Genomic DNA, 13647 nt, shown 5'->3' on the forward strand with positions numbered 1-13647 from the left:
CAAATATAAACCTAGTATTCTTTTACGTTTGCATTACATTCGCATTTTCCTATGTAATCTACAAAAACACTGATTTTACAACGCTTCCAATCTCTTCTTTCGATAGAAATAGCAGACTTTGAAGGAAAATGTCTATTTTTAATCGATATGTACATTAAATTGCAACATTGTAACACTTTTGTAACATTAACTGATTTCTTAGACCCAGCGTCTCCCCCTCGGAAAGCGAAGCGCCTGGAAGGGAAATCAACCGTTCTCCTTCCCGCACACAACAAAAAAGACTACAGGCAAACTCGACTTTCATCGAAGCTTGTCTGTAGTCTGAGCTGCCCGTTCTTAAGGGCAGCTGTCTTATCTTAATTGTTCGTTCGTTGTTTTTGCCAGGAAAGCAGCGAAGCCGGCGCGGTTAATCGCCTCAGAAGGACGGAAGGTGCCGTCTTCAAATCCGCTGATGATCTTCTTGGCAGCCAGGCCATTGATATATTGATAGCCGGTTACTTTCGAATTAATGTCTTTAAACGGACCGGTTGTTTGGCCGGCAACCTGATAAGCTTTTGCAATCAAAATCGCCATTTCTGCCCGGGTGACCGGCTCATTCGGGCGGAACGTGCCATCCGGGAATCCGGAGATAATCTTCGCTTCCGCCAATGCTTCCACGTAGCCGGAGGAGCTGACAGCCGCCGTTACATCTTTGAACCTTGTATTTCTCTTTGTGCCGTCCAGATTGAGCGCGTTGCCAAGCAGGATGGCCGCCTCGCTCCGCAAAATCGAGCGCTCCGGCCGGAATTCGCCGTTTGTATAGCCCTTCATGATCCCTTCATGATGAAGATAAGCGATAAAGCGGTTATACCACTTATCGAGCACCACGTCCTTCAGCGCCGGCGCTGGATTAGTCACCTTCAGCGAAGCAAAGTTTTGGCTTTCCTTCCCGTTTACTACAGGATGGATATAGTATTGCAGCGTCCCTTGCGTCGCATAGTCAACAAATTCCGTAGAGGTGATTCCGCTTGCGATCAGCCTGTCGAACCGGTAGACGTTATAAGTGATGAATTGAGCCGCTGCCTCGCTTGTATTCATGGTTATCTTTCCTTTGCCGTCCGTGCTGTAAGACAGCTTCACAGCAGAATCAGCCGGATTCTTGTCTGTTCGTGCCAGACCATAGCCGAAGAAATCATCTCTGCCAGGTGCACCAAGATCAAGAGCATTTTTTTGTAGCAGCATGCGGAGATGCTTGTTTGTCATATCCGGATATTTTTCTTTGTACAAAGCAGCCAGGCCCACTACATAAGGAGAGGCCATCGAAGTGCCTGAAAGTGTTTTATACCCAACTTCTTCCGTTGTGTTGATCGTTGTCGGATATGTACTGTAAATTCTTTCTCCCGGAGCGGCAAGCTCTACTTCCTTCCCAATAGAAGAAAGCGGGCCATGCCTTTTATTCTCATCTATAGAAGAAACAGCGATCACTTCCGGAAACTTAGCCGGGTACTGGACAGAGGATGGTTCTCCCGTCAGCGGCTTGCCTTCGTTTCCGGCAGCAGCGACCACGAGAATCCCGCTGTCATAGGCGCGCTGGATCATCCGATGCAAATAGTCATCTTCAAAAGGCGATGTGATGCTGATATTGATAATATCCATCTTATTTTTAATGGCCCATTCCACCCCGGCCATCATAGTGGATGTCGTGCCGTCACCTAATTTGTTGAGCACCTTCACTCCATAAATTTGTGCGTTCGGCGCCACGCCGACTACGCCCAGCGAATTATTTTTTGCGGCGATGATCCCAGCGACATGAGTGCCATGCCCATTGTCATCATTGTAAGAATTTTTGCAGCCGTCTATGCGAAGAAGATTCATCATACAAGCGCCGCCGGCTACTTGAAGATCCGGATGCTTTGTATCAATGCCGGAATCAAGGATGCCGATTTTTATCCCCTTCCCCGTCAATGTGCCTGGCACACGCTTGTCGGCTTCTACAGCTTTATAGCCCCACTCTACCCGCTGGGCGCTTTGCTGCACGGGTTTGTCGTACCTGATTGAATGGATGCCCGGATAAAATTCGAGCAGCTTCTTCTGGGCGTCTGTTAACTCGACAGCCGCCGCCGGCAATTCATCAAATACATACTTAATATCTTCTGTATATTTCTCTAATAACTGACGATCCACTTCTTCATTGAATAAAATAACTGCTCTTTTTTTCGCAATCATGTTTGCATTTGCATCTGCAGGGAAAATATGAAGGAAGAGAAGCGCAGCAAACACTAGAAGAATGTATTTCATCGTCTTACCCAAAGCGAACACCTCTCTTTTCACTGAACTAAAATAAAGGGGAGACAGCAAGCTGTCTCCCCTTTATTGTAACTTTTATTCTAGTAGAATTCTATTTTATTATTTTCCTATTTTGCAACGTCGTACAGACCATCCACTTCGTAGCCTTTGGCCTTATAGTAGTCCAAAGTGCCGAGATAAATCGCTTTGGCCGCTGCGTTTCTCCAATAATCTGAACGGAGCTTGTCGTTGTCAGCTTTACGGTCGATAAAGCCAAGCTCGACAAGCACAGCCGGCATCGTGTTTTCACGAATTACATGGAAGTTGCCGTTTTTCACGCCGCGGTCCGCTAAGTTCCATGCAGCAACCAGGCGGTTTTGAATTTTTGTAGCGAGCAGCTTGCTGTCAGCTACATTTGGATTTTGGTACGCTGAGTAATAATAGGTTTCTGAGCCAGTACCGCCCCCGGCATTGGCATGAATGCTGATAAACGTATTGGCACCAACAGATTTTGCATAGCTGACACGGTCTCTTAATTCGACAAATTTATCAGTTGAACGTGTCATTTTTACTTGGAATGGCGTTTGCTTGAATAGGTTATTAACCTTCAATCCTGTATCAAGCACAACATTCTTTTCATAAATGCCAAACCCGGTTGCACCGGAATCATGGCCGCCATGTCCCGGATCAAGTACCACTACTTGCTTGGCGATGCGCGGGTCAACGCCGGCCGGCTTCGCTTCAGCAGTATCACGCAAATAAGAGCCGTGTACGAATCCTTCGATGGATCCATATTGAATGTAATTCCATGCGCCTACTTTATAAGCGCTTTTTACTTGTTGGTCTTGCTTGACCGCTCCAACTTTCGGATACGCGTCATTTGGTCCTGTACGGACATTTAAGCTGTCTACATTAATCCAGCGAGCATCTTTAAAAGTAACCGTATTTTCCACTAAACGAAATTTAGGGTTAATTGCGCGCGCCAAAAACACGGAAAAGTCCGCACGGATAATCCGTTCGCTCGCACCAAAAGAGCCGTCTGTTTTCCCTTGAGCAATGCCGCGGGATTTCAGTGCGTTCGCCGCACCAGACAGCGTGTTGCCATATTCATATCCAAATGCCTTGCTGATCATAACAGCCATTTCACCGCGTGTTACTTCTTGATAAGGATGAAATGTCTTGTCGCTGTATCCGGAAAGAATGCCTTTCTCAGCGGCAGACTGAATGTAGCCTGAAGCAAACATGCCTGAGCCCACATCTTTAAAAGAAGTTACCCGTTTAGTGCCGTTCAATTGCAACGCACGGCCAATCAATGCTGCAGCTTCTGCGCGAGTCATCCGTTTATTCGGTCCAAACTCAGTAGCTGACGCCCCCTGGGCAATTCCGCCTTGCGCTAAATAATAAATCTCCTTCGCTGCCCTGTGGGAAGCGCCTACATCTGTAAAAGTGGTTGCAGCTTTCGCTGTATTATTAACTCCGAATAGAGGAATGGCCAAAAGAAATGACAAAAGGACTAAAAAAGCTCTTTTCTTCACACCTCTACCTCCTTTCTTATTTTTTTCCATTCTAACATATCTATTTAAAAACAAACGTGAATCTAGGAAAACCTCCTTTTAAATTTAATTGAATAATATTACTTTAAAATTAAATAAAAGTAGTTTCATCCTTAATTTGCCACAAATTCGTAATAACCGTAATTTCGACGAAAAGATACTGAATTTTCTATCTTTCTTCTTTTTTCGTCTTTTTGCTCTTCATTGGCAGAAGCTTGGGTTTTAGCAAACCATCTTTTTTCTCCTTGTTTTTTGTTTTATAATGAGAAGATATGAAATTTCTGCGAGCACGTTTTTGGAAGCAGTTGATTTTGTTACGGAAATCGCCCCTTTAAGGAGGTTACACCTATATATGTCTGTTGAATTGGCGGTCATGAAAAGTCAATTAGAAGATTTCAAATCAGATTTAAAAACTAGCTTAGACTCCTCCCTTCCCCGCAATCAATTGTTGATGGAAACAGGGTTTCAACGGTACTTGAACGAACAGGCGGCACTAAGCCACGTATCTGCGGGGCTCGTCAGCGGCTCGGTCGCCGAACCGGACGGTGAACGATTCCGGGTGCATCTTGATTTATCCTCCCCGCTGCTAAGCAGCTGTTCTTGCCGTGAGGAGGGCTGGTGTATTCATCAGCTGGCTCTTTTTTTTCAAGCCTGTCAGGAGGCGGGAATGTCTGCCCGGGAATGCTTGAACGACTGGGAGACAAGAGGCAAGCAGCCGCCCCTCGCTATTCCCGGGGTCATGCGGGCAAGCGATTTACTGAAAGCAGCGGCGGCCGGCAATGAGGGACCGGAGGCGTGGATGGAACGCATCGAACGGGCGGCCCGTGAACGGCTGGCGGTCCATTCTGTCCAAAAAAACCCTTATATCGTTGAATACGAGGGCAAGCATGTCTATGAACACTTATTAACGCAGCGGCCAGCCAAAAGGGAATGGCAGCCGCTTTATGAATTATATGTAAGCTTTGGGCTGCTGTCGTTTATTACGAACCTATTTAATGATACCGCCATTCCGCCAGCCGTGCTGCAGCGCTCTTGTTCCTCTTTTTTATTCTATTTAGTAGAGGAGGCGTCAGAGGCGGCGGAAGATCTCGGCCTGCGCGCCCTGCCTTTTGAATTTGATCCATATATCCACTTTTTGCGGCAGGAAACAGCTGGCTTGCTGGCGGTGAAGAACCATGTATTTGCCGGCCAGCAAACCGATCTGTATCGCCAGCTGTGGACCGTTTTATTTAAGCGGGAAGCGTGGCGGAAAGAGGAGCGGCTGCGCCTTCAGCTTCGATTGGAGGATGCACAGGAAATGCCGGTGGCGATCGGCTACTTGCATCACCTCTATTTGGCCGATGATCTGGCCGGCTTTGCCGATTTTGCCAAACAGCTGCCGGATACAGGAGTCGAATTGTACTTGTTTTGGCTGATGGAAGCGTTTCGTACAAAAGCCTTTGAAAAAGCACGCATGCTCATTAAAATCGTTGACCAGAAGCTGGAAGGCTATTTGGAGCAGCTGGAACAGGAAGGCAGCATGCAAAGCCGGCGGTTTGTTCATTGGTTCCTAACGCACATTGATGCCGACTGGCTGATGGAGAAAGAGCCTGTGCTTTACAAAAGCCTGCTGGAGCACATGCTTCCATACAGCTATACCGAACTGAGCACTTACTTCATTCACACCAGCCGGTACACAGAATGGGTGGAGCTTCAGCTGTGGATGGACAGTGAGCTGCCCGAGCTTGACCGCAACGGCCTGAAGGAAGCAGCCAAGTACGCCCCCGAGGAAGTATTGCCGCTTTATCACCACGGCATCCTGCGGTTAATTGAAGAACGCAACCGGGCAAGCTACAAAAAAGCCGTCCGCTATTTGAAACGGCTGCGCACGCTGTACAAAAAATTAAAACGGCCCGATCGCTGGGACGTCTATATTCAGATCTTGCTGGAGCAGAAAAAACGGCTGCGGGCTTTCCAGGAAGAATGCAGAAGGGGTCAGTTAACGGATGCTTAAAACAAGAACAATCATCATTCATAGTCAATGGCTCGACAATCAGCAGTTTTTTCTTAAAGCTGCCGCCGAAAACGGCCGAACCCTTCCCCCATCCGAATGGGTCAAACAGCTGTTTCTCAGCCACGAGGAAAGCTTTTACGGCTCCCTGCTGGAGGAAGCTTCTTACCATGGGGAAGCCGGTGTTCTCCTGTCAGCCTGGCAATGGGCAACTCTCTTCAAAAGTGAACGGTTCAACCGCTTCATCCGCTGGGAATGGGATGAAACCGGAGACTTCAGCCTCGCTGTTGCCCCGGCTATTTATGAAGCGGTCGCTGAGAGCGGCTTTTTGCCGGAATTCCATGAAGACGGCTTAATCTTTCAAGTTCCGGACTCTGTGTGGGAGGAATTCGCCCCTGGCTTCTGGGAAGAGTCGGTTGCCGGCATCAGCAATCGCGAATTGGTCTCCTCCTTGTTTCAAGCCTGCGCCGAACAGGCCTTCCAAGCAGCCGGCGGCGCTCAGGCACAAGTCAGCCGGCTGGCCGGAGGAAAGCTGACCGCTGAGGAATTAAACCGCTATTTCGATGCCAGCCGCTGGCGCCAGTGGCTTGGCATTGAAGCCAGCAGCGCTCCATTTACTGCCGGCCTGCGCTTAATAGAGCCAGCCAATGACAATGAAGATTGGGTACTTGAACCGGTATTGATTAACAGAAAAGACACTGAAAAGATCTACCTTTTGAATAAAAGAGTTCCGAAAAGCTGGCAGGCTTATCTTCCAGAAGCAGAGCAAGAGCAAACCCGCTGGCTGCGCCTGTTTCCGTGGCTGGAAAACGACGGCACTCTCCGATCCAGCTTGCCGGAGGAGCTAGCTTTTCTCTTTCTAACGGAAGCGAGCGAAAAACTAATTCAGCTTGGCGTCCCTATTCTGCTGCCATCTTGGTGGGAATCTATCCGGAAAGCCTCCTTGTCGCTTTCTGCGAAGGTTTCTTCAACCGCTGGAAGCCGTCCTTCGTTTGTCGGGCTGCAGGCTATTCTGGACTTTAACTGGCGGCTGTCCATGAACGGCACTGATTTATCGGAAAAAGAATTTCTGGAGCTGACGGCCAATAACCGCCGGCTAGTCAAGGTAAATGGAGAATGGATTCAATTAGACCCGGAAATGGTGCGCAAAATTCAAGGCCTGATGAAAAAAGCCAAAAAAGAAGGGCTCCGCCTGCAGGACCTGTTGGAGCAGGAATTTGTTCCTGAGGAGGAGCCGGCTGATGACTGGACCGATCCGCGGCTGTTTGCACACATTCAGATTGAACTGAACCGCTCTTTCCGCAAAATGATTGCCCAGCTGAGAGACGTCTCTTCTATCCCGATCTTGCCGGCCCCGGCAGGCTTGCATGCTGAGCTGCGGCCCTATCAGCAATTTGGCATGAGCTGGCTGTTATTTTTGCGCTCCTGCGGATTCGGGGCTGTACTTGCAGATGATATGGGGCTCGGCAAAACGATTCAGCTGATCGCGTACTTGCTTCATGTCAAGCAGCAGGAGCCGCTTCAAGCACCTGCGCTGATTATTTGCCCGACTTCCGTTCTTGGAAACTGGCAAAAGGAACTGGAACGCTTCGCTCCCGGCTTGCGGGTCATTTCCCACTACGGGAACAACCGGAAGCAAGGAGATCTCTTTAAACAGCTGGCGTCCGAAGCCGATGTGGTCTTAACGACTTACAGCTTGTCTCATCTCGATTTTGATACATTGTCAGCTGTGGAGTGGAGCACGGTAGCACTTGATGAAGCGCAGAACATCAAAAACGCCCAAACGAAACAATCGCGTGCTGTGCGAAAGCTGAAAGGACGGCATCATATCGCTTTGACAGGAACACCAATGGAAAATCGGCTCGCTGAACTGTGGTCAATTTTTGACTTCACGAACCATGGCTACTTAAACAGCCTTGCTCACTTTCAAAAGCACTATATCACGCCGATTGAAAAAGACGGCTTGACCGCTAGAATTGAACAGCTGCAGGCCAAAATACGCCCGTTTTTGCTGCGGCGGACGAAGAGTGACCCGGATGTGGAGCTGAATCTTCCAGAGAAGCTGGAGCAAAAGGAATATTGCCCGCTCACCACTGAGCAGGCTGTCTTGTATGAGCAGCTCGTCAACGAAACGATGGAGGAAGTGCGGCGGCTCTCCGCCTTTGAACGACGGGGATTAATTTTGCAAATGCTGAACAAAATTAAACAGCTGTGCAATCATCCGGCCCTTTATTTAAAAGAACAGGAGCCAGCCCATCTCGTGGAACGCTCCGAAAAAATGAATAAGCTCGTTGAGTTGATCAATAACATTATTGATCGCGGGGAGGCTTGTTTAATTTTCACTCAATATATCGGCATGGGAGAAATGATAAAGCAAGAAATTGAAAAGCGCTTCGCCTTTAAGGTGCCTTTCTTATACGGCGGCACACCGAAAGAGCAGCGCGACCGTCTCGTTGCCGAGTTTCAGGAAGGGGATTTCCCTGTCTTTCTTCTGTCTTTGAAGGCCGGCGGCACGGGTCTCAATCTGACGGCGGCCAATCACGTCATCCACTTTGACCGCTGGTGGAACCCTGCCGTTGAAAACCAGGCGACTGACCGGGCGTACCGTATCGGCCAAAACCGCTTTGTTCATGTGCATAAAATGATTACGACCGGAACGCTCGAAGAAAAAATTGATGCTATGCTTGAGAAAAAACAAGCACTGAATGACGAAATCATCAGCAGCGACCAGTGGATTACCGAAATGACGGATAACGAATTAAAAGAGCTTTTGACCTTAACCTAATCCATACGAAAGAGCCGGTTCTGAGGAAGAACCGGCTCTTTTTAGTTGGGGACGATCTTCCGGGGATCGGTCAATCGGGGAGCCTGTTCGGCTTCGCTGAGTGGATGGTTACTGCAAAATCATTATTGAACAAGGGATGACAATCGTGGAGTGGCCGGTTGCGGAGTGTTTTGAAGTTTCTGCTGTTCGATCCTGTTCAGCTTCTCTTCAACAACACGAAGTCTGGCAAGAGTTTTGCCGAGGCAGAAAGTTAATTCTTCTAATCTTTTTTCCAAACGTTCATTTGCACTCATTCTTTTCTCCTTCTCTCTTTTCCTTAAGGAACAGTCAAAATCGGCAACAGCTCAGAAGAAGGTTCAGAACGTTTTTTATCCATAAAACGCACCGTATGAACATTTACTTCGGTAACATATACTTTCTTTCTGGTTTCATCTTCATAATTCCGTGTTTGGATCGTACCAAGTACGCCAACGAGCGATCCTTTCTTGCAATATTTTGCCGTGTTCTCAGCGGATTTATTCCAAACTGTGCAATAGATAAAATCGGTTTCTGCCACCCCTTCCTGATTGCGGTACGGCCGGTTTACAGCTACCGTCATATTTAACAGCGGCCGGCCATCCGACGTATATTTCACCACCGGATCTTTTGTAAGCCTGCCAACGAGCGTTACCTGATTGATCATTCTATCCCCCCTTTCCTCAAAGATGCCTTCATCATAATCAAGGAAGCCCGGAGAGTAAACGATGCATTTTTTCTTTTACATGCGGCCATATCCAAACAATTGGGGGATTTCTATGAAAAAAGACAGATTGCTTTGGAGAACATAAAAAAACCTGTCTATTCAAGTTTTTATGGTTCTGCTTCAGAACGTGCTATACTTTTGATTAGGAAGCAATTGACAAGGAAGGGAGCATACTTGCATGAAAACCTTTAAGATTGCGGGCTTCTATCTCGCCTGGCAAGGTGATGCCCAGGAAATCGAGTTGTTGGATGGATTGATTATCAATCGAGAGGATGATAAGCGGTCGTGGCTCATTGAGCTGTTTGTTGATCCTAAATACGAAGAGGCCTTTCGCCAGCATGAAAACCAAGAAGAGATGAAAGTTCAGGTGCTGATCACACATCCGAACAACGATCCTGCTCTCTTTTCAGCGCAAATGAGGGAGATGAACATCTTGCAGGACGGAATCAACATTCTCCTCGAGGGGAAACTCCGGCAAATGCGCAACGAATACGCTAAGCAAGTTCTCTCTGACCTGATTAGCCAGGGAATCAGCGGAGAAGAACTAGTGGATGCCTTCAATAACCGCCTCAAACAAAGGAAAAACGTCCCGCCCGTCCAAAAAGCGTGATCCCCTCCTCCAGCAGCTGGGACGATTCTGCCAAAGCATACTGAAAAAGAGCAGCTGTTGAAGGCTGCTCTTTAATGAATAACGCCGGATTCTAGCTCATCGCGGCCGGTATCGATTTTATGATGAAGCTTTTGGATAATATATTGAATGTCCTGTTTGCGATAGTCGCGGACTGGTAGTTCTTTTTCGTATACATGATAATAAAGAAGCGCTGCAAGGGATAGCTCAAATTCATTAGCAGGCATCAGTTGCTCTTCTTTTTTTTTAGCTGATCGTTCAAAAGGTCGATATAAAACTTGGCTTCTGCTCGGCAGGAGAAATCCACATCCGTGTTCATCTCTTCTTGCAAGCGGGCCATTTCTTCCAATTGATCGGCTGTCGGTTCTTCTGAAAGGATCTTTTCAATCACTTCATTAATCTTAGCCGCCAATTCTTCATGAAATTCAGGACTCGATTTAATGTCGCTGTCCACTTTGCCATACCAGGAAGAGCTTGTATGAATGTATGTTCTCCATTCATCCATGAAGTCTTCGAAGGAATACGCTTTTTCATCCCATGAAATTTTGGCCATATATTGTTCAAATGCCGTTTTAATCGAACGAGTGATACTTATTTTTATACCTTGAGATAAACTGCTTAACATTTACAATAAGTACCTCCTAGAGAGTCCTGATGAAACTTTGTAAAAATGGTAACATCTATTACTTTAACATACCTATACAAGATTTGACAAAGTTTTTTCACAATACCTAGGAAGAAAATCCTTGTTTTTTGTGCGGGTGGGGATGGTTGATTTCCATTCCAGACGCTTCGCTTTCCGCGGGGCAGGCGGCGAGCCTCCTCAGCGCCAAAGCGCCTGCGGGGTCTCTCCTGTCCTGCTGATCCCGCAGGAGTCTGCGCGCCTTCCATTCAATCAACTTAGGGACAATATAGGGAAGTCGTGAAATCATACGGATGAAAAATGGAATCATCAAGCGGCTGAATAAACAATCAGACGTCCTTTTTATTTTATTTGTGGACCCGGACGGCTGATTTCCATTTCAGACGCTTCGCTTTTCCCGGGGCAGGCGGTGAGCCTCCTCTGCGCTCAAGCGCCTGCAGGGTCTCTCCTGTCCTGCTGATCCCGCAGGAGTCTGCGCGCCTTCCATTGCAATCAGCGGGATTTACAAAATAGGGGCGCTCTCCCATCAGGAAAATGGACTGGCTCTTGGAGTATGGGGTTTGCGGGCGTTGCCAAATTGAGGCTATTTTTTTAGGATGAAAGGGCCTATTACTTGGATTGTTTTAACACACAAAAAGGAGCTCGGAATAAGACCATTCCGAACTCCTTTGTTGTTGATTATTTCAAAGCAAATGTAATTTCTGCTTCGCAGGCCAATTCGCCATTTACTGTGGCCACAGCCTTGCCTTTGCCGACTGGTCCCCGCAAGCGCGTCATTTCCACTTCGAGGCGAAGCTGGTCTCCAGGCACGACTTGACGCTTAAAGCGGCAGCTGTCAATGCCCCCGAAAAAAGCGAGCTTGCCGCGATTTTCCTCTTTCATCAGCATAGCTACTGCTCCTACTTGAGCGAGCGCCTCAACAATCAGAACGCCCGGCATTACCGGGTAGTCCGGAAAATGACCGTTAAAAAACTCTTCATTCGCCGTTACGTTTTTGATGCCGACGGCTCTCTTTCCCTCTTCCACTTCAAGGATGCGGTCAACAAGAAGAAAGGGGTAGCGGTGCGGAATAATTTCTTTAATCTGCTGAATATCTAACATTTTTCTCCTCCATGCACGTTATAATAAGCTATTCACTAGCACTTCCACTAAGTGGATCCATGTTTGAGGCAGGAAAACCTCAAGGGGGTTTCCATTGCCAACGATGCTGTAGCCAACGATCGCTCCAGCTGTCGCAAAAACGATAAGCCAAAACAAACTAACAACCAATCGGCCTAACGGCGTCAGCCTGGTGCGCTTTTTCTTATTTTTGTGTAAGTCGTCAGTCACGTCGTTTCGTCCCCTCTAGCGTACGCCGTTAATAAGCCCCATCATTTGGTCGGCCAGAGAGATCGAGCGGGACTGGAATTGATAGGAGCGCTGCACGTTCGTCAAGTCCGCCATTTCTTTCGCAAGGTCAACATTCGATTTCTCCAATGCGCTTTGCTGTATGGCGATATCGGTACGGCCCGCAGCTGTTACATCCTGCAAAATTTCGTTTTCCGCCACAGCCGGATTATCCGGCAGCGTTAACAAATTGGATCCTGCTTGCGTCAAAAATTGCGGCCGGTTCACCTCAACGACTCCAAGGTTGAACGCTTGTCCGCCTGCCCGCAGCCTGCCCCCGGCTTCCAGCATGATGTCACCGTTATTGGAGTTGAAGGTAATCGGCTGGTTTCTTTCATCGAGAACTGGATGCCCCTCTTTTGTTACGAGCATCACCTCATTGCCGTTCACCGGAGTAACAGCAAATGATCCGTCGCGTGTGTAATGCACCTTGCCGCGGCCATTCTCCTGCACCAGCACTTTAAAAAATTGATTTTCTTTCGTGAACGCCAAGTCGAGCTTGCGGCCTGTCTGTATGATGGACCCTTGCGCCCCCACAAGCTGTGACTGGCTAATTCTTGCTCCTGTCCCCACGCGAATGCCATTCGGGGTTAAGCGGCCCGTCTCCGCGTCTGTGCGCAGCATGTTTTGCACATTTTGATTCATCAGGTCTGTGAAAGTAGCTTCCCGACGCTTGTATCCAGTTGTATCAATGTTTGCGATATTATGGCTGAGTATGTCCAGCCTTTGCTGTAATTGGCTTAATGTATTAGCAGATGTAATCAGTGTTTGATTCATTCAGTATCCTCTCCCGGGAAGATTAGTTCACTCGGCCTATTTCATTTGCGGCTTTCTCCATGCTGCGGTCGTAAGCGGCTAAGACCTTCTGATTCGCTTCAAATGTCCGATAGGCGGACATCATATCCGTCATCGAGCGGCCGGCATCGGTATTGGAGCCCTCCAGGAAGCCTTGCTGCATCCGAAACTGCACATTGTTTTGGCCGGCAGCAGCCGGAAGCGTGCCCGTTTGGAGACGAAGCAAGCCGTTCCCTTCCTTAATCAAACGGTTCGGGTCTTCCGCAAAAGCCAGGCCGATCCGGCCAGCCGGTCTTCCTTCCTCCGTAATCTGGCCGGTTTCATCAATCGCTATGTTGTCTGAGTTCAGCTGAATCCGGTTTCCAGCCGGATCAAGAACATAATGGCCGGCCGCCGTTGTTAAAAAGCCGGCGCTGTCCAGGGTAAAGTTGCCGTTGCGCGTATAGCGCTCAACGCCGTCTTGACCTTGTATTTTAAAGAAAAGCATTCCTTTTTGTCCAGTATCTTCATTCACAGGAACATTGACATCCACCAGAGCCACATCCGTTCTCAGCCCGGTTTCCCGCAGATCTCCCTGGGAAAAATCCGGCATGGTCTCCTGCATATAGACACCAGTATTCACGGCACCGACGCGCCGCTCAAGCGGAAGATTCAACTGTTTTTGGACAGGCACAGACACTTGGTCCATCCGCTGCAAGAGCATTTCCGGAAAAGCGCGCAATGAAGAACGGTCCGCCTTATAGCCTGGGGTGTTGGCATTAGCCATATTGTTAGAAAGCATTTCAGTCCGCCGCTGCTGGGCAATCATTCCTGAAGCTGCTGTATAAAATCCGCGAAACATATATCCACCTCATTAACAT

The 13647-nt window shown here is 48.1% G+C and carries 13 protein-coding genes; 3 read left to right on the top strand and 10 right to left on the bottom strand.

Annotated features, from left to right (window positions below):
- Positions 1-351: 351 nt before the first annotated feature.
- Complete coding sequence (locus tag B1A98_RS08425) at positions 352-2289, bottom strand: S8 family serine peptidase (protein ID WP_125474348.1); 1938 nt, start codon at positions 2287-2289, stop codon at positions 352-354.
- A 104-nt stretch (positions 2290-2393) separates the two neighbouring features.
- On the bottom strand, positions 2394-3800 hold the full coding sequence (locus B1A98_RS08430) for an N-acetylmuramoyl-L-alanine amidase (protein WP_063384522.1): 1407 nt from the start codon (positions 3798-3800) through the stop codon (positions 2394-2396).
- 370 nt (positions 3801-4170) lie between these two features.
- Here B1A98_RS08430 and B1A98_RS08435 point away from each other — a divergent pair, with 370 nt between their 5' ends.
- Complete coding sequence (locus B1A98_RS08435) at positions 4171-5811, top strand: SWIM zinc finger family protein (RefSeq protein ID WP_063384521.1); 1641 nt, start codon at positions 4171-4173, stop codon at positions 5809-5811.
- A complete protein-coding gene (locus B1A98_RS08440) occupies positions 5804-8593 on the top strand; it encodes a DEAD/DEAH box helicase (RefSeq protein ID WP_063384520.1) in 2790 nt (929 codons plus the stop codon). Before B1A98_RS08435 ends, B1A98_RS08440 begins: the two co-directional genes overlap by 8 nt.
- Positions 8594-8715: 122 nt before the next feature.
- Here the strand turns inward: B1A98_RS08440 and B1A98_RS20420 are convergent, their stop codons facing one another.
- On the bottom strand, positions 8716-8886 hold the full coding sequence (locus B1A98_RS20420; protein ID WP_156136541.1) for a hypothetical protein: 171 nt from the start codon (positions 8884-8886) through the stop codon (positions 8716-8718).
- Between the two features lie 23 nt (positions 8887-8909).
- Entirely contained in the window at positions 8910-9275 is a 366-nt protein-coding gene (locus tag B1A98_RS08445) for a single-stranded DNA-binding protein (protein WP_063384519.1), read from the bottom strand.
- Between the two features lie 238 nt (positions 9276-9513).
- On the opposite strand from B1A98_RS08445, the gene B1A98_RS08450 reads away from it, so the two are divergent.
- Complete coding sequence (locus B1A98_RS08450) at positions 9514-9945, top strand: YwpF family protein (protein ID WP_041095353.1); 432 nt, start codon at positions 9514-9516, stop codon at positions 9943-9945.
- Positions 9946-10016: 71 nt separating this feature from the next.
- On the opposite strand, the gene B1A98_RS20425 is transcribed toward B1A98_RS08450, so the two are convergent.
- The 6 genes from B1A98_RS20425 to B1A98_RS08480 all read right to left on the bottom strand — a co-directional run bounded on the left by B1A98_RS20425 (position 10017) and on the right by B1A98_RS08480 (position 13628).
- The gene (locus B1A98_RS20425; protein ID WP_156136542.1) at positions 10017-10190 is read right to left on the bottom strand and encodes a hypothetical protein; all 174 of its coding nucleotides are present in this window, start codon (positions 10188-10190) and stop codon (positions 10017-10019) included.
- Positions 10190-10588, bottom strand: a complete 399-nt coding sequence (locus tag B1A98_RS08455; RefSeq protein ID WP_041095355.1) for a hypothetical protein — start codon at positions 10586-10588, stop codon at positions 10190-10192. The genes B1A98_RS20425 and B1A98_RS08455 overlap by 1 nt, the downstream gene beginning before the upstream one ends.
- Before the next feature lie 696 nt (positions 10589-11284).
- Positions 11285-11707, bottom strand: coding sequence for a 3-hydroxyacyl-ACP dehydratase FabZ (gene fabZ / locus B1A98_RS08465; RefSeq protein ID WP_063384516.1), 423 nt, complete (start codon positions 11705-11707; stop codon positions 11285-11287).
- Between the two features lie 18 nt (positions 11708-11725).
- The gene (locus B1A98_RS08470) at positions 11726-11935 is read right to left on the bottom strand and encodes a DNA-directed RNA polymerase subunit beta (protein WP_063384515.1); all 210 of its coding nucleotides are present in this window, start codon (positions 11933-11935) and stop codon (positions 11726-11728) included.
- Between the two features lie 15 nt (positions 11936-11950).
- Positions 11951-12769 carry a flagellar hook-basal body protein gene (locus B1A98_RS08475; protein ID WP_063384514.1) on the bottom strand — a complete coding sequence of 273 codons (819 nt, stop codon included), beginning with the start codon at positions 12767-12769 and terminating at the stop codon, positions 11951-11953.
- Between the two features lie 22 nt (positions 12770-12791).
- Complete coding sequence (locus B1A98_RS08480) at positions 12792-13628, bottom strand: flagellar hook-basal body protein (protein ID WP_041095365.1); 837 nt, start codon at positions 13626-13628, stop codon at positions 12792-12794.
- Positions 13629-13647: the final 19 nt, after the last annotated feature.

The sequence above is a fragment of the Pseudobacillus badius genome (assembly GCF_002189605.1).
In the GTDB taxonomy this organism is placed as follows: Bacteria; Bacillota; Bacilli; order Bacillales; family Domibacillaceae; genus Pseudobacillus; species Pseudobacillus badius.